This is a genomic window from Streptomyces calvus, assembly GCF_006782915.1.
In the GTDB taxonomy this organism is placed as follows: Bacteria; Actinomycetota; Actinomycetes; order Streptomycetales; family Streptomycetaceae; genus Streptomyces; species Streptomyces calvus.
On sequence record NZ_VCNP01000056.1, the window covers coordinates 770,097 to 793,183 of the forward strand.

Genomic DNA, 23,087 nt, shown 5'->3' on the forward strand with positions numbered 1-23,087 from the left:
CGCGGCCGGCGCCGCGGGGGCCCGGGTGGCGGGCGGGGTCACCGGAAGCTCTCCGGGTGCAGTCCGCGGGCCAGGCCGTCCACGGCGCGGGCCGAGCGGATGCCGACCAGGGTGGCCGTCAGCGGCAGCACGACGAACCGCCGGTTCTTCACCGCCGGCACGTCGGCGAGGGCCGGTCGAGACAGCAGGAACTCCTTCTTCCGCTCGACGCTTCCGGCACCGGCGTAGTCGTAGACGGCGATCACCTCGGGCCGGCGGGCGACGACCTGCTCCCAGGAAACGTCACCGAAGACGTCGTCCAGGTCGGCGAAGACGTTGCGGCCGCCGGCCAGCCGGATCAGCTCGGTGCCCAGGCTCCTGCCGCCCGCGGTGAACGCGCTCCTGTCGCCGCTGTCGTACACGAACACCGGCACCTCCGGTTCGCCCGCCACGGCCGAGACCGCCTTGCCGACCCGGCCCTCCAGGTCGGCGACCAGCCGTTCGGCCCGCTCGGGCACGCCGAAGATCCGGCCGACGGTGCGGATCTCCTCGTAGGTGTCCTCCATCGTCACCCGCTTCCCGCCGCAGTACTCGCGGTTGAGGTGGGTGTCGATGCCGGCGTCGGCGAACGCCTCGCGGGAACGTCCCTCGTTCTCGGCGAACGCACTGCCGTAACCGCCGTAGACGAGGTCCGGCTCGGCCTCCAGGACCGTCTCGAACGACGGCTCCCGCTCGGCCAGTTGCGGGATCGCCGCGAAGTCCGCGGCCAGTTCCGGCAGCGGGTCGGAGTCGGGGAAGGCGGTGCCGACCATGCGGTCCTTCAGACCGAGGGCGAGCATCAGCTCGGCGGGATGCTGGTGGATGGTCACCACCCGCCGAGGCGGCGCCTCGTACGTCGTCTTCACACCGCAGTTGTCGACGGTGACGGGAAAACCTTCGTGTGCCGCCGCGGCGGCCTTCGGGTCCCGGGCGGCACCGCCGGCGGACGCGCCGCAGCCGGCGGCCAGCAGCACCACCGACAGGACGGCCGCAGCGGCCCCGAGGCGCGGCGAACGGCGGGTGCGGGCAGGGGGGAACGAGGGGGACACGTGAAGCCTCCTGGAGTCCGCGCTCCTTGGAACGGGCCCGCGACAGGCCAGTGTCCTGACTCCCGGATCAACGCTCCCCCCGGCCTTCCCGCGCGGCGCGCAGTGGCATGTCGAGGGGGTGCACTCCCCGGTCACAGTGGCGGGACCGTGCCGGAATCGCACCGGCTTCCTGTCTCCCGTCGCGGCGTTGACCCGGTGATACTACGTTTCCCCGCGGCGGCGGCAAAAGGGCGCACGGAACTCCCGCACGCCCCAGCCGTCGTCATCCGCCGCGCACCGCCCGCACCACCAGACGCTCGGCGTTCTCGTCGTAGGGCCGGCCGTCGAAACCGCCGTGGATCTCCACGCGTTCGAAGCCCGCCTCCTCGACCATCCGCCGCAGCTCCACCGCGCTGTACACGAACCACACCAGCGTGGCCCGCGTCACCCGCTCGCCCCGCACCAGCACCCAGTCGCTGCGCAGCCGCGCCCAGTCGTCCAGCACGGTGTCGGTCTGCACCATCAGGTCGTCGCCGCGCCGCACCACCTTGGGCGGGGTGACCCTGCGGGCCAGCAGTTCCTTGCCCGCGAGGTCCAGCACGAGGGTGCCACCCGGGGCCAGACAGCCGTACATGGTGCGCAGGACGCGCTCGTTGTCGGCCGGGTCCTCGAAGTAGCCGAACGACGTGAACATGTTGAGGACGACGTCGAAGACGGCCGGTGCCGTGTACGTGCGCGCGTCCGCCCGCACGTGGGTGACCGGGACGCCGGCGTCGGCCGACCGTTTGCGTGCCCGCTCCAGCATCGGCGCACTCAGGTCCACACCCGTCACCCGGTGGCCGCGGCGGGCCAGCGGCACGGTGAACACGCCCGGCCCGCAGCACAGGTCGAGCACCCGCGAACCGGCCGGGAAGGACAGCAGAGGAGAGGAGTCCAGCAACTCCTCGGCCTGCTCGTGGCGTTGCTCGGAGAAGAGGAAGTCGTGGAACTCGGTCCAGAAGTCATCGTCCTGGAACCCGCCCGTCCGTGTCATCGCGCGTCAGTGCCCTTTCGTCGTCGCCGTGCGGGGTGGGACGCCGGTCCGTGCGCCGGCGCAGGGTCAGCAGAAGAGGAGGGAGCAACAGGCACTGGGCGGCGGCCAGCAGCCAGAACCAGCCGGTGTTCCCGGCCCGTTCACCGAGGCCGTACAGCTGCCCGCCCAGCACTCCGCTCGCGCATGCGCCCAGGCCCGCGGCCAGCCGCTGCCGGCCGAAGACCACCGCGTCGGAGCACGTGCTGCGGCGCAGCGCCTCCAGGTCGTTCTTCAGGAACAGCACGATGTCGCCCAGGGTGATCAGCGCACCGCCCGCCAGCAGCGCCGTCCGCGTGCCGATCGCCAGGACGGCCAGCCCGGCCGCCAGCCCCGCGAACCCGGCCGCGAGGGCGAGGGCGTACGGCATGCGCCGGATCATCCCGGCCGTGAGCGGCTGCACGACGACGACCAGCGTGAAGCAGAGCAGCAGCACCATGCCGTAGAACGCGCCGGACGCCCGCTCCACGGCGTACACCGCCAGGAAGTGCTGGAAGTGGAAGTACAGGTAGAACGCCAGCGCGTTGGCGGCGAACGGCAGCAGCGCCACCCCGGCCGGCCGGTCCGGGAGCGCCCGGCCCGGAACCGGACGGTCCTTACCGCCCGCGTCGGGCAGCCGGGCGTGGCCCGCGGTGACCAGCACGAACAGTGCCGTCACCGCCAGGAACAACCGGCCGGGCGCAGACAGCACGAACGGTCCGGCGATCAGCGGTCCGAGCGCCATGCCGGCGTTGAGCGCCGCGTTGCCCGCCGACAGGAACGCCGGGCGGCGCTCCTCGTCCACGCCGTGCACCAGGTACGCCTTGTTGGCGGGCAGGTAGAGGGCGGCGCCGCAGCAGGTCAGCACGAGCGCGCCGACGGCCAGCGGCGGCCAGCGCAGCGCGAGCAGCAGCCCGACGAACCCGGCCGTGCGCACCACGAGCGCCCACAGCATGGTGCGGCGCAGCCCGATCCGGTCCGCCAGCGCCCCGCCGACGACGCCGCCGGAGAACTGCACCAGCGACGCCACAGCCAGCACGACGCCGACCGTGCCGAGCCCCATCCCGAGCCGTTCGTGCAGGAAGACCGACATGAACGGCAGCACCATGAAGCTGCCGAGCGGAATCAGGAACGAGCTGAGCAGCAGGAACCGCAGCGGACCGTCGAGCGGCAGGAGACCGGCCCGCACCTGCCGCCGCTCACCGCGTTCACCCACCGGACGGGTCCGGGAAGGGTGTGGTGAGCACCCGCAGGGCGTTGGCGGCGGCCACCGCGCGGTGGGTGGCGAGTTCGGCGGTCTCGGCCTCCGCATAGACGATGCCCGCGTAGCCGCGGCTGTCGTCCAGGTGCTCGATGCGGTCACCGGGCCGCCTGACCGGGTACCAGGCGGGCGCGCCGGGCATGTCCGCCAGCCGGTCGAGCCCGGCGACCCCGGTGAACACGCCGGGCGCCGCCGGGTAGCCGAGGACGAACGCCACGGCCGGCCCGCCGGGCGGTTCGGCGTCCATCAGACGCGGACGGCGGCCGAGCGCGGTCTCGATCATCGCCTCGTACACGTTGACGCCGAGCGCCCGGCACAGCCCCTCACCGACCAGCGCGCCGCCGATCCGCGGGTTGACCTCCACGACCTCCTGGCCGGTGGCGGTCAGCACGAACTCCACGTGCGCGAAGCGGTCGGTGTAGCCGATGGCGGCGAGCACGTCACCGAGCCACCGTTCCAGGGAGGCCCGGCGGGGTTCCGGGAAGGCCACCGGGAAGGCGGTCGTCTCCTCCCGGAACCGGGGCTCCGGCGACATCAGCCGGCTGGAGACGCCCAGCAGCCGGGTGCGGCCCGCCCAGGTGAGGGTCTCGGCGCTGTACACCGGGCCGCTGAAGTACGGTTCGGCGAACAGCCGACCCTTCAGTTCCCGTCCCGCCGCCTCCTCCAGGGCCGTGTCGAGTTCGGGTTCGTCGCGGATCAGCCAGACGTTCTGGCTGCCGGTGCCCGCCGTGTCCTTCAGGATCGCGGGCAGCCCGACGTCCTTGAGCAGCAGCTCACGCAGCCCCGAGCCGGTGGCGGGTTCCACGGCCCGTCCGCGGGTGAGCCCGGCCCCGTGCAGCCGGTTGCGCACGGCCGCCTTGTCCCGGGTCAGCCGCAGGACGGCCGGGTCGAGTCCGGGCAGGCCGAGCCGTGCGATGAGGTCGGCGCCGGCCAGGGTCCAGGTGTCGGTGGAACTGATCAGGCCGCGCAGGTCCGGGACGTGGTGGAGCAGGCCGGCGACCCGCTCCGTGTCGAAGGTGTCGGTCTCCACCACGTCGAGCGCGCCGGCCGGCAGCCGGTCCAGTTCGTGCGCGTACCAGTCGGGGTTGCCGGTCAGCAGCAGCAGCCGTTCGCCGAGCGTGTCGGCGGCGCGCACCAGGTGCCCGAGCCCGAAGGTCAGCGATTCCAGACAGGCAACGGTCATGCCGCCCGCTCCTTCCAGTGGGCCGGGCAGGCGGCGCGCTGCCAGGCCATCCTCGACCAGGGCATGGTCATCTCCTCCGGTTCGCGGACCTCGACGGGTTTCAGCGCGGCGGGGTCCGCGGCCTCCGCGTGGCGGGCGAAGACGCGCTCCACGTACCGGTGTCCGGTGTCGGCGCCGATCACCAGGTGCACCCGGTCGGGCCGCAGGCGCGCCTCGTACGTCGCGGCCAGGTATCCGGCGCCGGTGGACAGCCCGGCGAAGACCGCGTGGTCGCGCAGCAGGGCGACCGCGCCGGACATGGCGTGCGTGAAGTCCAGCCAGTGCACGGCGTCGTAGAGGTGGTGGCGGACGTTGTCGAAGACGATCGACGACCCGATGCCGGCGATGATGGCCTCCGGGTCGTGGTGGTGCTGGCTGCCGAAGGTGACGCTGCCGAAGGGCTGCACGCCGACCAGGCGCACCGAGGGGTCCGAGGCCCGCAGGCGCTCGACGAGTCCGCCGGTGGAGGCGCCGGATCCGACGCCGCCGACCACGGTCAGCGGCGTGTCGGGGAACGCGGCGCGGACCCGGTCGGCGACGTCCCGGTAGCCGAGGTAGTGGATGTCGTCGTGGTACTGGCGCATCCAGTGGCAGTCGGGCCGCTCGGCGAGGATCTGCCGCACCCGCCGCACCCTCGCCTCCTGGTCCAGCCGGAGGCTGCGCGACGGCTGCATCCGGTCCACGGTGGCGCCGAGGATCTCCAGCTGGGCGAGTGTGGTGGCGTCGACGGTGGTCGACGCGACGATGTGGCAGCGCATGCCGTACCGGTGGCAGGCCAGCGCGAGGGCCTGGGCGTAGATGCCACTGGAACTGTCGACCAGGGTCTGGCCCGGGCGGACCGTGCCCCGGTCGAGCAGGTGGCGGACGGCGGCGAGCGCCGAGTAGATCTTCATCGACTCGAACCGCAGCAGGACCAGGCCGTCGGTGAGCCCGACCAGGTCGGGGACCTTCAGGGCGTCGGCGATGTGGGGGTGGATCACCCGTAGCCTCCTTGGGCGAATGAGCACTGGTGGCCGAGCGAGTGGAAGAACGCGGACAGGTCGCAGGCGAGGTCGGGGTCCGGGCGGCGGGTGAAGAGGTAACCGGTCAGGCATCCGGTGTGGGCGACGAAGACACCGTCCGCCCCGAACCGCTCCCGGTGGGCGAGCAGTTCACCGAACGTCGCCTTGGGCAGCACCTCCTGCGACAGTGTCGCGCTGAGCGTGGCGGCACGGGCGACGGCGGCGGCGTCACCGGAGTCGAAGCCCTTGAGGAGGTCCGTGAGGCACCGCTCGTACTCCTCTCCGCGCCGCCGGTAGTGCGCCAGCAGCCGTCCGGTGACGGCCTGGGTGTCGACGGTCCCGGGCTCGGTGACGAAGGCGGTGTGGAAGCCGATGTCCGTGCCCAGCCGCCGCACCACCCGGTGGCGGCCGCTCAGGTGCAGGGCGAACTCGTCGAGGAAGACGCTGTCGGCCCGCTCGATGCCCGCCAGGACACCGAGCACCACGTCCGGGTCGTAGGGCAGGCCGAACACCCGGTACAGGCAGCGCAGGGTGGCCACCACGTCCGCGGTGGAGCTGGCCATCCCCACGCCCACCCGCAGTTCGGAGTGCGTGCTCCAGACACCGGGCGGCAGGGTCAGGCCGTAGTGCCGCAGGAACAGGCGCGCCGCGGTCGCCGCCTTCTTCCCGAGCGGGGACGCCGGCGGCGGGCCGGTGGCGTCGCGCGGGGTGAAGTACACCCAGGAGTGGCGGTTGACGGGAAAGGACACCAGCGCGATGTCGGGCTCGCCGCCCGCCCGCAACGGCCCCTGATACAGCTCGCCGAGGGTGCCGCGGCAGACACCGGAGACGGTGCCCTTCGGCGGTGGCCGGCCCGCGCGGCCGCGTCCGTCCGGTGGTGGTCCGTCCCGTCCCGGCGGTTCGGGCGGGCGCGGTCGGTGAGAACCGGCCGGGTCACGCATGTGTCGTCCTCCGTCCCGAACCCTGAGAACCACCCGGCCGGGCAAGGAGGCGCGGTCGTACGCGCGAGAGCGTACGAACGTCGTACCGCCGACCCAGTCCGCGAGGTCACCGTGCACAGCCCGCGCCGGAGGGCGCGGGCGCAGTGGCAGGTCTTCGGACTCGTGGCCCCGCCCGCCGTGAACCGGCGGACACCTACTGACCGTCACTTCCCGGGCTCTCACGCGGGCCCAGTGACATCGACGGCGTTCGTTCCCACTCACCGCTGCGGGACAGTCCCGGATTCGCACCGGGTTCCCTCTTGCGTCGCGCCCTGTGGTGTCCGGTCGGACGGCGGGCGCGAACCGACTGCTCACCTCAGGGTAGGGACGGCGGGCCTGCCGCGACAGGGGGCTACGGGCGGTTGTCCTGATTACGGGTGGGGCTTACGGCGCCGGAGTGACCCGGCGGGGGCCGTGTGACGGAGGGACGCGGGCGGTGCGGCGGAGGGAAACGCGTGGTGCCTGCTCGGTTCGGCCGCGTTTTCCGGAGGCCGTCGCGCCGTGCGACGCGCTCTCGCGTCCCGCTGGTGCTGTGGCCGAATTGTCTCTCGGTCACCCGCTGTCGCACTGGCCAGACTGGTGGCCCCACGACACACGTGCCACCGTCACCACCGAGACCGGCGCCGGGAGGCCCTTGATGCTGCCAGACGCGAGCCCTGAGGAGAGCCCGGACGGGAGGCCGGACCGTCGGCCGGACGGGAGGCCGGACCGTCGGTCGGACCGGAGTTCCGACGGAAGTTCCGACGGGAGTTCGGGTGGGAGGTCGGGCGGGAGGCCGCCGGGTGAGGAGGGCGGGAGGGCCGGTCGCGTCACCCTGCGCCGTGATCTGCGGTCCGCGGTGCCCGACGCGAGTGCGGCGGTCGTCGTCACCGCCGCCGTCTTCGCGCTGCTGTACACGCGGATGGAGTCGGGGACCTCGGACACGGTCGCGGTGATGCCGTTCATGAACGACCCGGGCACCTACTGGATGTATCTCCTCAGCCAGGCGTTCGGCTGGTCGGCACTGCTGTGGGCCTGGGGCACGGTCGTACTCGGCCTGCTGCTGTCCGGGCCGCGCCCCGCCGCGCTGCCGGTCCCGCGGCAGGTGCTGGAGCGCTGGCACCGCACCACCAGCCTGACCACCACGGCCCTGATGTTCGCGCACGCGCTGATGTTCGCCGCCGAACTCGTCCGCTACGAGGCGCAGTTGGCGTGGGCGAGACGGTTGTGGGTGGCTTTCGCGGACTCCTTCGTGCCGGGCTGGTACGACTCCGGGACCGGCCGGATCGCCATCCCGATCGGCCAGGCGGCCCTGTACCTGGCGGTCCCCCTGGGCCTGCTCTTCTACGTCCGGCACCGCATCGGGGCCACCACCTGGCGCCGGCTGCACCGCTTCGTGATCGTCGTCTACGTGCTGAGCGTCTGGCACACCCTCCTGTACGGGACGAACGTCTGGTACGGGGAGTGGCCGCGCACGGTGCTGTGGCTGCTGCAACTGCCGATCGCCGTACTGCTGTTGCTGCGGCTGCTGAGGCCCGCCCGGAGAGCCGAACGGCTGGGGCCGCCCGGGGCGGGGGAGGGCGTCACCCGGCCGGTGTGGGCGCTGCGGGCGGCGGGGCGGATCGCCGCGGCAGCCGTCGTCGTAGGCCTCCTCGCCGTGGTGGTGTCCGGCAGGGACGGCGGACGGGACCGTCCGGCCGAACCGCCCGCGACCGCCCCGCACGCACCGGAGACGGAATGACGGTCCCGGCACGGTGACGAGGGCTCGGGCTGGGGCGGCGGTGGCGGTGGCGGTGGCGGAGAGGCGTGGTGGTGCGGTCGGCGTCCGCGATGCGAGGATGTCCGACGACAGGGCGACGGCGGAACGAGGAAGCCGGTGCGAATCCGGCGCGGTCCCGCCACTGTGATCGGCGAGCGGATCCCGGCACGCCACCGCGCGGACACGGGCGGGAAGGCGGGACGAGCAGCGACCCGAGAGCCAGGAGACTCACGCGGTCGCCTCCTCGACGGACCACCGGGGCGGATCTCCCCGGAGAGAGGAGCGGCACGCCGTGCCCGCGACACCGACCGGAACGACGACCGCCTCGCCGCCGACGGACACGTCGGACACATCGGTTCCGACGGGCACGTCCGCGAGGGACGGATCCGCATCACACGGGTCGGCACCACACGTTTCCGCGCCCCACGTCTCCGCACCACACGTCTCCGCGCCACACGGGCCGGCACCACACGCGTCCGCGCCACACGTCTCTGCGCCACACAGGTCCGCGCCCCACGTCTCCGCGCCACACGGGTCGGCACCGCATGGGTCCGCGCCACACGCGTCTGCGCTACACGGGTCGGCACCGCATGGGTCCGGGCCACACGTGTCCGCATCACACGCGTCCACGCCAGGCCGGTGCGGGACCGACGGTGGCCGGGCCGACGCGTGCGGGACGGGCGACCCGGTGACCGATGAAGCGGCCACCGGCGCGGTGGCGTCCGGCGCGCTGCCGTGCCGCATCGTCGTGTGCCGCGACTGCTGCTGCGGCACGTCCAAGGTGACCGGCGTCGACCACTCCGCCCAGACCGACCGGCTGCGCGAGGTGGCACCGGTGCGCGTCTCCGACTGCCTCGACGTCTGCGACCAGGCCAACGTCGTCGTCGTGCAGCCGTCCGCGCAGGGCCGGGCCGCCGGCGGCCGGCCGGTGTGGCTGGGCCTGGTCAACGACCCGGACGCGACCGAGGACATCGCCGCCTGGGTCCGCGCCGGAGGCCCCGGCATCGCACCCCTGCCGGACATCCTCGGCCTCTACGCCCTGTCACCGGCCCAGCGCCGCACCGCCGCGTGTGCGGTGCCCGGGCAGGGCCCGGAGGACTGACTCCGCGGGCCGCACGCCGGCAGAGCGCAGGCGCCGGGTCACCGGTCCTGCGCCAGTGCGACGAGTTCGGCGAACAGGCCGCCCGCGTTGACCAGTTCCTCGTACCCGCCGTGCTCGACGACCCGGCCCTTGTCCATGACGAGGATGCGGTCGGCCAGGCGGGTGTTCTCCAGTTGGTGGGTGACGACGACGGTCATGCGCCGGGCGGCGATCCGCTTGATCTCCAGGAAGATGGCGTGCTCACCGCGGGCGTCCATCTGGGAGGTCGGCTCGTCCAGGATGAGCAGCGGTGTCTGCCGGTACAGGGCGCGCCCGCACACCAGGCGCTGCCACTGGCCCCCGGACAGTTCGGCACCGCCCCACAATTCCTTGGCGAGGAGGGTGTCGAGCTGCCGGGGCAGTTTCTCGATCGCCTCGCGCATGCCGACGGCGTCGACGACCTCCCAGACGGGCCCGTCGTCGAAGGTCTTCGGCTGGCCGAGCGTGATGTTCTCGCGGGCGCGCAGCGGCCAGCAGGCGAAGTTCTGCGGCACGAGCGCGGTCCGTTTCCACACCGCGTCGGGATCGGCGTGCGCGAGGTCGACGCCGTCCCACAGCACGCGCCCCTTGTCCGCGAGGAGGATGCCGGTGAGGAGCTTGACGAGGGTGGACTTCCCGGAGCCGTTCTCGCCGACGACGGCGAGGATCTCACCGCGGCGGAGCGTGAGCGACACGCCGGCGACGGCCGGTTCGTCCTTGCCCGGGTACTGGTAGACGGCCTCCTCCAGGCGGATCTCGTCCACGCGTTCCGGAATGGTCAACGGCCCGCGCGCCGGGGCCCGTTCGGCGGCCATGTCGAGGAAGGACCGCATGTCGGCCAGGTAGAGCGAGGTGTGGAACATCGCGGCGCCGTGGAGGACGAACTGGCCGAGCGCGGCGAGCGTGGTCTGTACGGCGACGACGGCGGTGGCGGCGACCGGCAGCGCGATCCGGCCGGCCGACGCCAGCCAGGCGAGGGTCGCCCAGGTGCACAGCAGGAAGAGACCGCCCAGCGCGCTGGTCGCCAGGGTGATGCGCAGCATGCGCGGCGCGGCGGTGAGGGTGCGCCGGTCGATGCGGTCGGACAGGGCCCGGTACCAGTAGATGAGGTAGCCGGTCATGCCGTTGGCGCGGACCTCGTCGCCGAAGCGCGAGTAGGTGGCCCACCAGCGCATCATCTGCCGCACGTTGCGGTCGCCGACGTTGAGGTAGTGGGTCTCGTAGTCGACGCGCGCGGACAGCACGGCGCCGGCACCGGCCGGGAGGACGGCCAGCAGGAGCAGCGGCAGCAGCAGCGGATGCAGCGCCGTGACGACGCCGCTCGCGGCGATCATGCGGATCAGCGCCGACATGAACCGCTGGGCGTCCTGCACCATCAGCCGGGTGCGCGTGACGCCGACCTCGGCGGCCTCCTGCCGGTCGGCGAACCCGTCCTCGCCGTACGCGGAGGACTCCACCCGGCACACGGCGGCGACCAGGGCGATGTCCGCCTCGGTCGTCAGCAGCGGGGTGATGCGGCCGTCGGCGTAGGAGGCCAGGGCGCCGCTGACCCGGCCCACCGCGGCGGCCGCGGTCACCACGATCAGCGCGGGCAGCGCGCCGTGCAGGCGTTCGGAGACGGTGCCGTCGCCGAGGACGTGCGTCATGGCCTGCGCGGTGAACGCGAGGACGACGGCCGCCGCGGCGCCGGTGAGGAGCTGGCACACCAGGAGCAGCACCACGCCGGTCCGGTCGACGGCCCACGCCCTGCGCGCGGTGTGCCCGAGGACCGACGGCAGACGGCGGCACATCGCCGCGAAACTGGCGTCGGCCAGCGGGTTCTTGCCGTGCTTCCCTCCGAAGGTGAGGGTCGCGGGTGGGGGAGGGGGCGGTGTCTCCTCATCGGCGGTCGAGGCGTTGGTCACAGTCATCCGCGTCCCTCCTGGAGGCCGGTGCCGCACCTGGGTGGTTCGGCGTTGCATGGCCCAACGAGGAGGGACCGGAATCGAACACGCTCGATTCCGGACGTGCTGTGACCCTTGCCGCACAAGGGCCCGAACCGGGCGGCTCGTTGCTGGAGCCGTTTCCGGCGCGCGCGGGACTGACCGAAACGCGGATGGTCGAGACGCCTGTGACGCAAGGGATTGGGAGCGGCCGCGTCCGGGACCGTCCGGGACGCGGCGTCCTGGTCGAGGAACCGCGCACCGTGTGCGGTGACGCGGGGGACGGTTCCTCGGGGGTGGTCACCAGCAGGGGCTGCCGTCGTCCTCGCGCCAGGCCACGTCCGTGACATGCATGGGCTGGGTGAAGTAACTGCCGCTGCCCTTGCTGACGCATGCCGTGTACGTGGGTCCCTGCCCCTCGTCCGCGACGACGACGTACGTCATCGTGACGTCCTGGGACGTGTTGTTGTAGAAGATGTGTCCGAGGGCGCTGCCGGACCATTCCGTCTCGGTCGCCAGCGACGGAGGCACGTCGGTGTCCCCGTACCACCACTCGGGCCAGACGCAGAACGAGCCGGTGGGGCAGTTGCCGGGAGCCCACGCCGAAGCGCTGGGCGCGGACGCCATGACACCGAGGAAGGCCGCGGGTATCGCTGCGAGGGCGATGGTCCTCAAACGCATGGGGGTTCCGTTCTCGAGATGTGGCGTGCGGGCGAGACGGGCATGCATGCTGGCAGCGAAGATGTTGAAACGTCAAGTGTCAGATTCCGGCCTCACGGTGCACTTGAACGGTCCCAAGTGGCATACACCAGGGCCGGGTTGAATCACATCCGTACCGGACGGACGCACTGTCGGCGGACTTCCCGAGGTCCGGGCCCCACCGCATCCGCCCCGGAGCCCGGCCGTCCGGGTGCGGCGTCACGTAATGCGGTTGGCGGGCTCGTCGGCCGGGTGCGAAGGTGATCGGGACCGGACGCGGCAAACCCGTCGCGGCCGCTCGCGATCCGCCACGGAACCGAGTCAAGTCATCGGCCAGGACATCTGGTTGATCCCCACTCGAACGAGGAGTGACTGTGCCCCCTTCCGATGCCCCGGTCGTCGAAGAGATCGCCGTGGCGGACAAGGACGCCGGCCCGTACGGCATCGCGGCCGGCCCCGACGGTGCCCTGTGGCTCACCCTCGTACACAGCGGCCGCATCGCGCGCCTCACGCCCGACGGCGGACTCCGGGAACACTCCCTGGACGCGCCCGACTGCCGTCCCACGGTCATCACCCCCGGGCCCGACGGGGCGTTGTGGTTCACCCGCTCCGGAGACCACCGCATCGGCCGGATCACCACACTCGGCGAAACGGAAGCCTTCGCCCTGCCGACGCCCGACAGCGGACCGTTCGGTATCACCGCCGGCCCCGACGGCGCGGTGTGGTTCACGCAGATGAACACCGACCGCGTCGGCCGCATCACCGGCGACGGAGACATCACCGAGTTCGTCCTGCCCGTCGAGGGCGCCATGCCCTCGGCGATCACCAGCGGCCCCGACGGAGCCCTGTGGTTCACCCTCCACCGGGCGAACGCGATCGGCCGCATCACCACCGACGGCGACACCGTCATCCACCCACTGCCCACCCCGGACGCCGGACCCGTGGGCATCACCAGCGACGGTACGGACCTGTGGTTCGTCGAGATCGCGGCGGGCCGGATCGGCCGGATCTCGACGGACGGCGTGATCGGCGAGTTCCCGCTTCCCGACCGCACGGCCAGACCGCATGCCGTCGTCGCGGTCTCCACCGGGGACTGCTGGTTCACCGAATGGGGCGCCAACCGCATCGGACGCATCACCGCGAGCGGCGAGATCACCGAGTACGACCTGCCGACACCGTCGTCCGAACCGCACGGCATCACCCTCGGCCCCGACGGTGCCCTCTGGGCGGCCCTGGAGACGGGCGGTGTCGCGCGGGTGGCACCGAAGTCCGAGGGCCGCTGAACGCCTACGACCTCCGCGCGTCCGCCACCGTGATCGTGTCACGCCCGCCGCGTGGCCTGCGGAACGCGAAGGCCGCAGCCACCCCGCCCAGCAGCCCGAAGAGGTGCCCCTGCCAGCTCACTCCGGCGTCCGTCGGCAGGACGCCCCACAGGAGCGACCCGTAGACCGCGGCGACGGCGACACCCACGGCGACGTCGCCGGCACGGCGGTCCACGAAGCCGCGCACCAGCAGATAACCGAAGAGGCCGAACACGACACCGGAAGCACCCCCGGTCGTGGAGTACGCGGGCGCCGTCAGCCACACCCCCAGACCACCGACGACGACGATCAGCACGACCACTGCGACGAACCGGCGCAGGCCCGACGCCGCGGCGAGGAAGCCGAGCACCAGCAGCGGCACGCTGTTCGCGGCGAGGTGGCCGAAACCGAAGTGGACGAAGGCGGCGGGCACGACGTCCCGCAGTTCGCTCACCTGCCGCGGGCTGACACCGAAGGTGTCCAGCGCGTGGCCGCTCACCGCGTCGACGGCCTCGAGCACCCACAGCAGAGCCACCCAGCCGGCCATCACCACACCGGCGTTCCTGACCCGCCCACGGCGCGACCGGGACACCTCGCGCCCGACGCCGTACGACTCGTACGGGGACGCGGGGCCGTACTGCGATCCGTGCATCGTCGGCCTCCCCGGCTCTCCTCGTACACCGTTCAACGCCACAGGAGCAGGCCCGGTTCCCCCGCTCTCCACGGAGCCGGGCAGGTCCCGCCCGTCGCGCCGGGTGTCAGGGCCGCGGCGTGAGGGCGTCCGAGCGGCCGGCGGCGAGGCGCGACCACTGGGGGATGGGGCGCCCGTCGCTCCGCAGCCGGACCTCGTCGACGGGCGTGCCCTGGACGGCGGGCCACCCGGAGGGCGAGTCCTCCCACAGTTCCTGGCGTCCGTACACGGTCAGGTCCATGAGCGCATAGCTGTAGTCCATCGCCTCCACGCCGCGCAGGGTCGTCCAGTACGTCTCGAAGACGCGGTCGCCGTCCCGCAGGTAGCACACGATGTGCATCATGCCGACGCGGCGCCCGGTCAGGAGTTCGTCCTGTGACGGGAGCGCCGAGTACCAGGGCACCTCCCAGCCCATGAAGTCGCGGTACCGGCGGCTTTCCCCGTACGGGCCCTGACAGAACACCGCGTAGGTGATGTCCCGCGAGTGCAGGTACGACAGCTCCTGGACCTGACTGGTGACCCAGGTGCAGCCCTCGCACTGCCCGGCCGCGTCGTGGCCGTCGTGCCACATGAAGTAGTAGGCGACGAGCTGCCGGCGCCCTTCGAAGGCGTCGAGCAGGGTGACCGGCCCGTCGGGACCGGTCAGTTCCAGGTCGGCGGCCACCTCGACCATGGGCAGGCGCCTGCGGGCGGCGGCGATCGCGTCCCCTTCCCGGGTGTGCGCCTTCTCCCGGATGCGCAGCCGGTCGAGCTCGGCCTGGAAGGCGGCCCGGTCGGTCACCGGCGGCAGCGCCGGCGCACGGCCCCGCGCCGTACGGTCCTGATCAGCCATGATCGTGTCCCATCGTCGTCTGCGTGCTGCGTGCTGCGTGCTGCGTGCTGCGTGCTGCGTGCTGCGTCTTGCGTGCTGTGTCCTGTGTCCTGTGTCCTGCATGACGCGTCCTGCGTGGCGCGTCGCGCCTCACGCTTCTCGCGTCATGTGTCGTACGCACTCCGTCGTTCCGCCGTGTCGGGTTCCGGGCGCTCCGCCAGCTCCTTGACCCGCAGCAGCCGGGACTCCCAGGAGCGGCCGATCCGGTCGAGTTCGCGGGCCAGCGCGCCGAGCCGGGCCCCGACGGCCAGGTGAACGACCTCGCGCCCACGCTGCTCGGACTCGACCAGCCCGACCTCGCGCAGCACCTCCAGGTGCTTGCCGATCGCCTGCCGGCTCACCGGCAGAACCCTGGCCAGCGCGGAGGCCGACATGGGGCCCTCACCGAGCCGGGTGAGTATCTCCCAGCGCGTCGCGTCGCCGAGCGCGGCACACACGACAGGGAGGGCCGGGGCGGTCACGCGTGCCTCTCCGGGGCCGGCGCGCTCTTCTCCACGAACTCCTTCGCGGCCGCCAGCTCGGTCAGCCAGCCCTTGTCGTTGCCCTCGCGTTCCTTCAGCCACGCGGCCGGGTCGTCGGCGAGGCTCGAGAACCCGCTCTCCACCACCCGCAGGGTCACCCCGCCGGCGTCCCGCTCGTCGATCCAGAACTCCACCAGGGTGGAGGGCGTCGCCTCGTCCCGGAACGGGGTGCCGATCCAGCGGAACGCCGCGTAGCGCGGTTTGTCCAGCTCCACCGTCCGGAACCGGAACTCGCCCAGCGTCGCATGGCGGACGACGGCCACGTCGCCCTCGTAGCGCAGGTCCGGCTCCGCCTCGACCGTGCCGTCGTTGATGTACCAGCCGGGCCGTACCACCAGCTCCCACACCCGGTCGGCCGGGGCGTCGATGTCGATCTGCCGGGAGATCCGGTCCAGTTCGGCGAGATCCGCTTCGGTGGCGTCGTTCATGGCTACCTCCTCGAGAACAATGTGCAATTGAACGGTTGCACACATTTTAGCCAGGTGCAACCCCAGGGTTGCACTTGCTGGCGGCCCTCGACGGGTGGCGGGTGCCGACAGCGCACCCGCACGGCTCTTTCGGCCGACGCGCGCCGTCCGCCGTCGAACGTCTATCGCGCATCGACGCGTCGGTGTACGGTCTCGGGCCGATGGGTTTGGGAGCGCTCCCATCATGCTGTGCTCGCATCGCACGAGGAGGAACGCTTTGAGACGCTTGATGGCTTTACTGGCAACCTGTGCGACGGTCCTGGGCCTCACGGCCCTGGCCGGCCCGCAGGCCGCGGCCGCCGCCGGCTGCAAGGTCGACTACACGGTCACGAATCAGTGGCAGGGCGGGTTCCAGGCCGCGGTGAAGATCACCAACCTGGGTGACACGGTCACCGGCTGGAAGCTCGGGTTCGCCATGCCGGACGCCGGGCAGAAGCTCGTCCAGGGCTGGAACGCCACCTGGTCGCAGTCCGGCTCGGCGGTCACCGCCGTCGGCGCCGACTGGAACCGCACGCTGGCCACCGGCGCGACGGCCGACGTCGGATTCACCGGCACCTTCACGGGCGCCAACCCGAAACCCACCGCGTTCACGCTCAACGGCGTCGCCTGCACGGGCTCCACCGAGGAGCCCCCGCCCACCCCGGGCGACGGCACACCCGTGGACGTCAACGGACAGCTCCACGTCTGCGGCGTCCACCTGTGCAACCAGTACGACCGCCCCATCCAGCTGCGCGGCATGAGCACGCACGGCATCCAGTGGTTCAGCAAGTGCTACAACAACGCGTCCCTGGACGCGCTGGCGAAGGACTGGAAGTCGGACCTGTTCCGCATCGCCATGTACGTGCAGGAGGACGGCTACGAGACCGACCCGGCCGGCTTCACCGGCCGCGTGAACAGCCTCGTCGACATGGCCGAGTCCCGCGGCATGTACGCGGTGATCGACTTCCACACGCTGACGCCGGGCGACCCGAACTACAACCTCGACCGCGCCAAGACGTTCTTCGCGTCCGTCGCCGCCCGCAACGCCGACAAGAAGAACGTCATCTACGAGATCGCCAACGAGCCCAACGGCGTGAGCTGGGCGGCCGTCAAGAGCTACGCCGAGCAGGTCATACCGGTGATCCGGGCCGCCGACCCGGACGCCGTGATCATCGTCGGCACCCGCGGCTGGTCCTCGCTCGGAGTCTCGGACGGCTCCAACGAGAGCGAGGTGATCGACAACCCGGTCAACGCCACCAACATCATGTACGCGTTCCACTTCTACGCCGCGAGCCACAAGGACAACTACCGCGCCGCGGTGAGCCGAGCAGCCACGCAACTGCCGCTTTTCGTCTCCGAGTTCGGCACGGTGACCGCCACCGGCGGCGGGGCGGTGGACCGGGCGAGCAGCACGGCCTGGCTGGATCTGCTCGACCAGCTGAAGATCAGCTACGCGAACTGGACCTACTCCGACGCCAATGAGGGCAGCGCCGCGTTCAAGCCCGGCACCTGCAACGGCGGCGACTACAGCGGCAGCGGCGTGCTGACCGAGTCCGGCGCCCTGCTCAAGAGCCGGATCAGCACCGCCGACAACTTCCCGACCAGCTGACCCCGACGGGGGCGCCGGCCGGTCCGGCGCCCCCGCACCCACAGTTGGGAGCGCTCCCAACCTTTCTCGCCACTCGCCACCCCCCTACCCAGGAGGCACACATGCGTGTCCCCGCCCCACGATTACTGCGCCGGCCCTGGACTGCGCTCCTCACCGTTGTCGCGCTGTCGGCGGCCGCCTTCACGGCGACGCCCGCACGCGGTGCGGAGACCGGCTGCCGGGTCGACTACACCGTGAACAAGTGGGCCGACGGTTACACCGCCCAGATCAAGGTCACCAATCTCGGTCCGGCACTGGACGGTTGGCGTCTGACGTGGACGTACACCGGTGACCAACAGGTGACTTCGGCGTGGAACGCGACCGTCACCCAGACGGGCAGGTCCGTCGTCGCCACCAGCACGAACTGGAACGGCGCGCTGGACACCTCAGGCACCGCCGAGTTCGGCCTGCAGGGAACCTGGCGTTCGGCCGACCCCGCACCCAGTGACTTCGCACTCAACGGCGTGCAGTGCGGCGGCGACTCCACCCCGCCCCCGACCACACCCCCCACCACCCCGCCCCCGACGACCCCACCGTCCGGCGCGGACTGCGACGGCGCCGTGATCTGCTCGGACTTCGAGGACCAGACCGGTCCCGCCCCGTCCGGCGACTGGCGTTTCACCGCACCCGACTGCCAGGGCACCGGCACGGCCGCCGTGGACACCGCGGTCGCGCACAGCGGCACCAGGTCGCTGCGGGTCGACGGCCGGGCCGGCTACTGCAACCACGCCTTCGTCGCCTCCACCGCGGACCTGTCCTCGGTCGGCCCGGTCATGCACGTACGCATGTGGGTGCGCCACACCACCGCGCTGCCCGCCGCCCACGTCACCTTCGTCTCCCTGCCCGACGCCTCCCAGGGCGGGCGGAGCCTGCGCGTCGGAGGCCAGAACGGTGCCCTGCAGTGGAACCGGGAGAGCGACGACGCCACGCTGCCGGCGCAGAGCCCGGCCGGCGTGGCGCTGAGCAGGCCGCTGCCGACGGGCAGTTGGCAGTGCCTGCGGTTCGCCGTCGACACGACGGCCCCCGGCCTCGACACGTGGCTCGGCGACGAGCAGGTCCCGGGCCTGCACGCCGACGGTGTCCCCACACAGGACATCGACCAGCAGTGGCTCACCCGCACCACCCCGCCCAGGCCCACCGCCCTGCGCCTGGGCTGGGAGAGCTACGGGACGGGCGACGACACCCTGTGGTTCGACGACGTGGCAGTCGGCTCCGCCCCCATCGACTGCTGACAGTCCACCACCCCGCACGCCCGACGTCCGCCTCGGCGTCCCGACCGGAACACGGCCGGAACGCCGGGGCGCACAGCGGCCGATTCCGCCACTGTGCCGCCGGCCTGGATGACGTACTCCTGACGTACTCCTGCGGCTGTGCCCGGCACGGCTCCTGCTCGACGCCGGCCGGTCCGGTGAGACCGTCGCCGAGGCGGCCGTGGACCTTCAGCACCCGCCGGACGACGCCAGGGCCCCTTCGCACGACGAGCGGCATCCTGGTCGGGACGGGCGGCTTACCGTCTGCTGGCGGCCCGACGGCCCGGCTTCACCTCGGGTGCCGGGTGAAGAACCGGGCCGCGGCGTCCCCCGCGAACGGCGGGACGCCGGTGCCCACCACGGCGGCCGAGACGCGACGCGGCTCGACCAAGGGCCCGGTCCGTTTGCGATCACGGTGTGGCGGGCCCGGCCTTCCGCCGGGCCCGCCACACCGGCTCCCCCTCGGAGCCGGCCCCGTCGCCTGCCGTCAGCGCTGCAGGGTCAGCAGACCCGGGCGGTAGGGCAGGAGACCGTAGTCGCCACCGGAGTTGGGACTGCGTCCCTGGTAGAGCAACTGCAGATGGCAGGGATCGACGGTCATGGTCTGATCGGGGCCGGTGCGGAGCAGTTCGCCGTGACTGATGTCGTTGGTCCAGGTGGCGCCGCTGTTGACCTTGCCGGCGAAGGGATTGCTCTCGGTCGCCGCCTGAGGCGTCCAGGAGCCGTTCAGACTGGTGGCCGTGAACGAGCGGAAGTAGCGGCCCTGCGAGCCGATGGCCTCAACGATCATGAGGTAGCGGTTCTGGCCCTGCAGCTTGTAGACCTGCGGGGCCTCGAACAGGTTGTTCGTCGTGTCGCTCATGATGACTGTCGAGGTGGAGCCGAAGCTGCCCGGGAAGTTCCCGATCGGCATGCTCGTCCGGTAGATCTTGCCGTTGTCGCCGGCGAAGAACAGGTACATGTTCGTGCCGTCACCGATGAGCGCCTGGTCGATGGGGCCCGTGCCGGAGCCGGAGATGCTCCCGGAGAAGAGCACCTGCTCGGACGACCAGCCGTTCGGGTTGGTGGGGTCGCTCGACGTCCGGTAGGAGAAGGCGGTCCCGCCCCACTGGTAGGCGAGCACCCAGATGTTCTTCGGCGCGAAGTAGAAGAGCGTGGGGGCGACGGTCGCTTGGGACATCGCGTTCTGGCCGGCCGAGGCCATCTCCGACCAGGTGGTGAACAGGCCGAAGTTCATCGAACCCCACCTCGTCCCCGTGTCGTGCGTGGTCGCGTAGACGAGTTGCCTGCCGTTGTACGGGGCGACGGTGAAGTCCTTGAGCGAGACCCACCCCTGCTTCGGCTGCGCCAGCGCACCCGTGGATGTCCAGCGGTAGGCCGACGGAAGGTCGCACGAGCCGGGGGTGTCGGCGCCGACTTCGACGAGCCGCCACTGCTGGTTGGCGCCGCTCCAGTCGTCGTACTGGACGATGTTCGCGTTGTCGGCGGTGGAGGCGCCCTGCACTTCGAGGGCCTTGTTGCTGTGGCGCGAAATGAGCCTCACGTAGCCGTCGGAACTGTCGGCCAGCCGCCACTGCTGGTTGGCGGCGTTCAGATCGGCCCACTGGACGATCGAGCCGCCGTTCGCGGTGGACCAGTTGTAGACGTCCAGCACCTTTCCCGAATGGCGGGACTTGATGCGGTAGTAGCCGCCTCCGGAATCGACGAACTGCCATTGCTGCTGATTCTGGTCGTTCCTGGTCCACTGGGTGATGCGGGCGCCGTCTCCGGTCGCCATGTTGTAGACGTCCAGGGCCTTGCCGCTGTTGCGGTTGACCAGCACGTACGAGGCGTTGGGGTCCACGGTCGCGGCCTCGGCGGGCTGGGCCCCGAGGAAGGTGGCCAGCAGCAGCAACGGCGCAAGGACGCCGAGTAAGCGTCTTGGACGGACGGGGGACGGGTGGCGGAACCACATCAGAGGGCCTCCTGAGGAGGGCGGGGTGGGGGTGCCGCCTATGCACTGCGGAGCGGCAGCCGGGCGGGCAGATGATTCGAAAGTTTCGACGTGATCCTCGGTTCTGTGACGCCACAAGCTAGGAAGCCGGCGCCCTCCGGTCAAGGCTTGTTGCCGCCCTGTCCGTAAACAGTTCCCCATCCGGGCGTGGCAGGTCCTGGCTGGGACGGGAAAACCACAGGTGGTTCTCCACTTGTCTTGCCGGTCCATGAATCCGGCCGCCTTGATCGGGTGTCGAAAGATTCGAAGTGAAAGCGGAAACTTTTCCTTCCGCGAGGGTTGACGAGTAACCGTCAACCCTCAATCATCCTGTTTGGTTGACCGACCGCAGGACGAGATTTCGAACCATTGTGGTCCCGTGCAGACTGTGCCGCACCGCAGAGCCGCGCACAGCTGCACGACGGATCTGTGCACCGAAGCACCCCCGCGCCACCCCGCCTTTCGTTCCGGTGAGGCCCGCACCGACGCACCCCGACCCGCCGTTCCGTCGGAGAGGTGTGCGGCGCCGCGTGACGGCCTCCCGGCTGAGCCGCGATGGAGTACCCCGTGTCCGTGCCGAAAGACCGCTGCCGCCCGGCGTACGTCACTCGGCGGCCGACCGGGCCCTTCCGAGCCGGTTGAGATCCTTCCGGGCCCCATGACCGCGGTGCCCGGTGATCCCGTCAGTTCTACCTTGGAGGCACAGCCATGGGCTCTTATGCCCTGCCCAGACCCGATGTCCGGCGGAAGATCCGCGTTCTGCTGTTGACGCTGGTGACCGGCGTCCTCGGCGTGGTGGCCGCGCTGGTCGCGCCGCCGTCCGCCCAGGCCGCCGAGAGCACGCTCGGCGCCGCCGCGGCACAGAGCGGCCGCTACTTCGGCGTCGCCATTGCCGGGAACAGGCTGAGCGACTCGACGTACGCGACGATCGCGGCCCGTGAGTTCAACTCGGTGACGGCCGAGAACGAGATGAAGATCGACGCCACCGAACCGCAGCGGGGCCAGTTCAACTTCTCCGCCGCCGACCGCGTCTACAACTGGGCGGTACAGAACGGCAAGGAGGTGCGCGGCCACACCCTGGCCTGGCACTCCCAGCAGCCCGGCTGGATGCAGAGCCTCAGCGGCAGCGCGCTGCGCCAGGCCATGATCGACCACATCAACGGCGTGATGGGCCACTACAAGGGCAAGATCGCGCAGTGGGACGTCGTCAACGAGGCCTTCGCCGACGGAAGTTCGGGAGCACGGCGCGACTCCAACCTGCAGCGCACCGGCAACGACTGGATCGAGGTCGCCTTCCGCACCGCGCGCGCCGCCGACCCGTCCGCCAAGCTCTGCTACAACGACTACAACGTCGAGGACTGGACCTGGGCCAAGACCCAGGCCATGTACGCCATGGTGAAGGACTTCAAGCAGCGCGGCGTGCCGATCGACTGCGTCGGCTTCCAGTCGCACTTCAACAGCGGCAGCCCCTACAACAGCAACTTCCGCACCACCCTGCAGAACTTCGCCGCGCTCGGCGTCGACGTGGCCGTCACCGAACTCGACATCCAGGGCGCCCCGGCCTCGACCTACGCCAACGTGGTCAACGACTGCCTGGCCGTCTCGCGCTGCCTCGGCGTGACCGTCTGGGGTGTGCGCGACAGCGACTCCTGGCGAGCGGAGCAGACGCCGCTGCTGTTCTACAACGACGGCAGCAAGAAGCCCGCGTACACCGCCGTCCTCAACGCGCTCAACGGTGGCTCCACCACACCGCCCGCGGACGGCGAAACGCTCAAGGGCGTCGGTTCGGGCCGCTGCCTGGACGTGCCCAGCAGCAGCACCACCGACGGCACCCAGGTCCAGCTGTGGGACTGCCACAACGGCACCAACCAGCAGTGGACCCACACCGACGCCGGTGAGCTCAGGGTCTACGGCAACAAGTGCCTGGACGCCGCCGGCACCGGCAACGGCGCCAAGGTCCAGATCTACAGCTGCTGGGGCGGCGACAACCAGAAGTGGCGCCTCAACTCCGACGGATCCATCGTCGGCGTCCAGTCCGGCCTCTGCCTCGACGCCGCCGGAAACGGCACCGCCAACGGCACCCTGATCCAGCTCTACTCCTGCTCGGGCGGCAACAACCAACGCTGGACCCGCGCCTGACAGGGCCTGCGCGAGAACATCGCTGAATGTCGCGAGGGCCACCGCGCCGACGGCGGCCCTCGCGACCGGCACGGCCCGGTAGGGCGTGACGACGGGGAGTCCTTCGACACCCGGCGACGGATGACCGGACATGCCCGGCGACGCACGCTCCGCAAACCGCTTGACCCGAAGAAGAAACGCGAAGGGCCCCGCCGCGACCCGGACACCGGGA

General features: G+C 71.5%; 19 protein-coding genes and 3 riboswitches. Of the genes, 6 read left to right on the forward strand and 13 right to left on the reverse strand.

What is annotated here, in order from left to right; translation table 11 throughout:
• Positions 1 to 38: 38 nt before the first annotated feature.
• From FGW31_RS31765 to FGW31_RS31790, 6 genes are all read right to left on the reverse strand, one after another.
• On the reverse strand, positions 39 to 1,067 hold the full coding sequence (locus FGW31_RS31765) for an ABC transporter substrate-binding protein (RefSeq protein ID WP_142196995.1): 1,029 nt from the start codon (positions 1,065 to 1,067) through the stop codon (positions 39 to 41).
• Between the two features lie 28 nt (positions 1,068 to 1,095).
• Positions 1,096 to 1,278: riboswitch (cobalamin riboswitch) on the reverse strand.
• A gap of 51 nt (positions 1,279 to 1,329) precedes the next feature.
• Entirely contained in the window at positions 1,330 to 2,079 is a 750-nt protein-coding gene (locus FGW31_RS31770) for a class I SAM-dependent methyltransferase (RefSeq protein WP_142196996.1), read from the reverse strand.
• Positions 2,048 to 3,310: an MFS transporter gene (locus FGW31_RS31775; protein WP_233288744.1), complete on the reverse strand. Its 1,263-nt coding sequence runs from the start codon at positions 3,308 to 3,310 to the stop codon at positions 2,048 to 2,050. Before FGW31_RS31775 ends, FGW31_RS31770 begins: the two co-directional genes overlap by 32 nt.
• Positions 3,303 to 4,538 carry an ATP-grasp domain-containing protein gene (locus FGW31_RS31780; protein ID WP_142196998.1) on the reverse strand — a complete coding sequence of 412 codons (1,236 nt, stop codon included), beginning with the start codon at positions 4,536 to 4,538 and terminating at the stop codon, positions 3,303 to 3,305. The genes FGW31_RS31775 and FGW31_RS31780 overlap by 8 nt, the downstream gene beginning before the upstream one ends.
• On the reverse strand, positions 4,535 to 5,557 hold the full coding sequence (locus FGW31_RS31785) for a cysteine synthase family protein (RefSeq protein WP_142196999.1): 1,023 nt from the start codon (positions 5,555 to 5,557) through the stop codon (positions 4,535 to 4,537). Before FGW31_RS31785 ends, FGW31_RS31780 begins: the two co-directional genes overlap by 4 nt.
• Positions 5,554 to 6,519 (reverse strand): GHMP family kinase ATP-binding protein, encoded by a 966-nt coding sequence (locus FGW31_RS31790; RefSeq protein WP_142197000.1) that lies wholly within the window; start codon positions 6,517 to 6,519, stop codon positions 5,554 to 5,556. Before FGW31_RS31790 ends, FGW31_RS31785 begins: the two co-directional genes overlap by 4 nt.
• Before the next feature lie 128 nt (positions 6,520 to 6,647).
• Positions 6,648 to 6,882, reverse strand: a riboswitch (cobalamin riboswitch).
• A gap of 313 nt (positions 6,883 to 7,195) precedes the next feature.
• On the opposite strand from FGW31_RS31790, the gene FGW31_RS31795 reads away from it, so the two are divergent.
• Both FGW31_RS31795 and FGW31_RS31800 read left to right on the forward strand, forming a co-directional pair.
• Positions 7,196 to 8,278 (forward strand): ferric reductase-like transmembrane domain-containing protein, encoded by a 1,083-nt coding sequence (locus tag FGW31_RS31795; protein WP_142197001.1) that lies wholly within the window; start codon positions 7,196 to 7,198, stop codon positions 8,276 to 8,278.
• An 80-nt stretch (positions 8,279 to 8,358) separates the two neighbouring features.
• Positions 8,359 to 8,546, forward strand: a riboswitch (cobalamin riboswitch).
• A gap of 438 nt (positions 8,547 to 8,984) precedes the next feature.
• On the forward strand, positions 8,985 to 9,398 hold the full coding sequence (locus tag FGW31_RS31800; protein WP_182675041.1) for a (2Fe-2S) ferredoxin domain-containing protein: 414 nt from the start codon (positions 8,985 to 8,987) through the stop codon (positions 9,396 to 9,398).
• Between the two features lie 38 nt (positions 9,399 to 9,436).
• On the opposite strand, the gene FGW31_RS31805 is transcribed toward FGW31_RS31800, so the two are convergent.
• Entirely contained in the window at positions 9,437 to 11,326 is a 1,890-nt protein-coding gene (locus FGW31_RS31805) for an ATP-binding cassette domain-containing protein (protein ID WP_182675040.1), read from the reverse strand.
• A gap of 312 nt (positions 11,327 to 11,638) precedes the next feature.
• Positions 11,639 to 12,019, reverse strand: coding sequence for a hypothetical protein (locus FGW31_RS31810; protein WP_142197002.1), 381 nt, complete (start codon positions 12,017 to 12,019; stop codon positions 11,639 to 11,641).
• Between the two features lie 392 nt (positions 12,020 to 12,411).
• On the opposite strand from FGW31_RS31810, the gene FGW31_RS31815 reads away from it, so the two are divergent.
• Positions 12,412 to 13,320, forward strand: a complete 909-nt coding sequence (locus tag FGW31_RS31815) for a Vgb family protein (RefSeq protein ID WP_142197003.1) — start codon at positions 12,412 to 12,414, stop codon at positions 13,318 to 13,320.
• Between the two features lie 4 nt (positions 13,321 to 13,324).
• On the opposite strand, the gene FGW31_RS31820 is transcribed toward FGW31_RS31815, so the two are convergent.
• The 4 genes from FGW31_RS31820 to FGW31_RS31840 all read right to left on the reverse strand — a co-directional run bounded on the left by FGW31_RS31820 (position 13,325) and on the right by FGW31_RS31840 (position 15,849).
• On the reverse strand, positions 13,325 to 13,885 hold the full coding sequence (locus FGW31_RS31820; RefSeq protein ID WP_233452617.1) for a rhomboid family intramembrane serine protease: 561 nt from the start codon (positions 13,883 to 13,885) through the stop codon (positions 13,325 to 13,327).
• Positions 13,886 to 14,096: 211 nt separating this feature from the next.
• A complete protein-coding gene (locus tag FGW31_RS31825; RefSeq protein ID WP_142197005.1) occupies positions 14,097 to 14,861 on the reverse strand; it encodes a DUF899 family protein in 765 nt (254 codons plus the stop codon).
• 143 nt (positions 14,862 to 15,004) lie between these two features.
• The gene (locus FGW31_RS31835) at positions 15,005 to 15,361 is read right to left on the reverse strand and encodes an ArsR/SmtB family transcription factor (RefSeq protein WP_142197007.1); all 357 of its coding nucleotides are present in this window, start codon (positions 15,359 to 15,361) and stop codon (positions 15,005 to 15,007) included.
• Positions 15,358 to 15,849, reverse strand: coding sequence for an SRPBCC family protein (locus FGW31_RS31840; protein ID WP_142197008.1), 492 nt, complete (start codon positions 15,847 to 15,849; stop codon positions 15,358 to 15,360). Before FGW31_RS31840 ends, FGW31_RS31835 begins: the two co-directional genes overlap by 4 nt.
• Before the next feature lie 268 nt (positions 15,850 to 16,117).
• Between FGW31_RS31840 and FGW31_RS31845 the strand changes: the two genes are divergently transcribed.
• Positions 16,118 to 17,476, forward strand: a complete 1,359-nt coding sequence (locus tag FGW31_RS31845; RefSeq protein ID WP_233288745.1) for a cellulase family glycosylhydrolase — start codon at positions 16,118 to 16,120, stop codon at positions 17,474 to 17,476.
• 101 nt (positions 17,477 to 17,577) lie between these two features.
• On the forward strand, positions 17,578 to 18,747 hold the full coding sequence (locus FGW31_RS31850) for a cellulose-binding domain-containing protein (RefSeq protein ID WP_142197010.1): 1,170 nt from the start codon (positions 17,578 to 17,580) through the stop codon (positions 18,745 to 18,747).
• Between the two features lie 505 nt (positions 18,748 to 19,252).
• On the opposite strand, the gene FGW31_RS31855 is transcribed toward FGW31_RS31850, so the two are convergent.
• Complete coding sequence (locus FGW31_RS31855) at positions 19,253 to 20,719, reverse strand: non-reducing end alpha-L-arabinofuranosidase family hydrolase (RefSeq protein ID WP_142197011.1); 1,467 nt, start codon at positions 20,717 to 20,719, stop codon at positions 19,253 to 19,255.
• A 726-nt stretch (positions 20,720 to 21,445) separates the two neighbouring features.
• Here FGW31_RS31855 and FGW31_RS31860 point away from each other — a divergent pair.
• The gene (locus FGW31_RS31860) at positions 21,446 to 22,876 is read left to right on the forward strand and encodes an endo-1,4-beta-xylanase (protein WP_142197012.1); all 1,431 of its coding nucleotides are present in this window, start codon (positions 21,446 to 21,448) and stop codon (positions 22,874 to 22,876) included.
• Positions 22,877 to 23,087 lie beyond the last annotated feature (211 nt).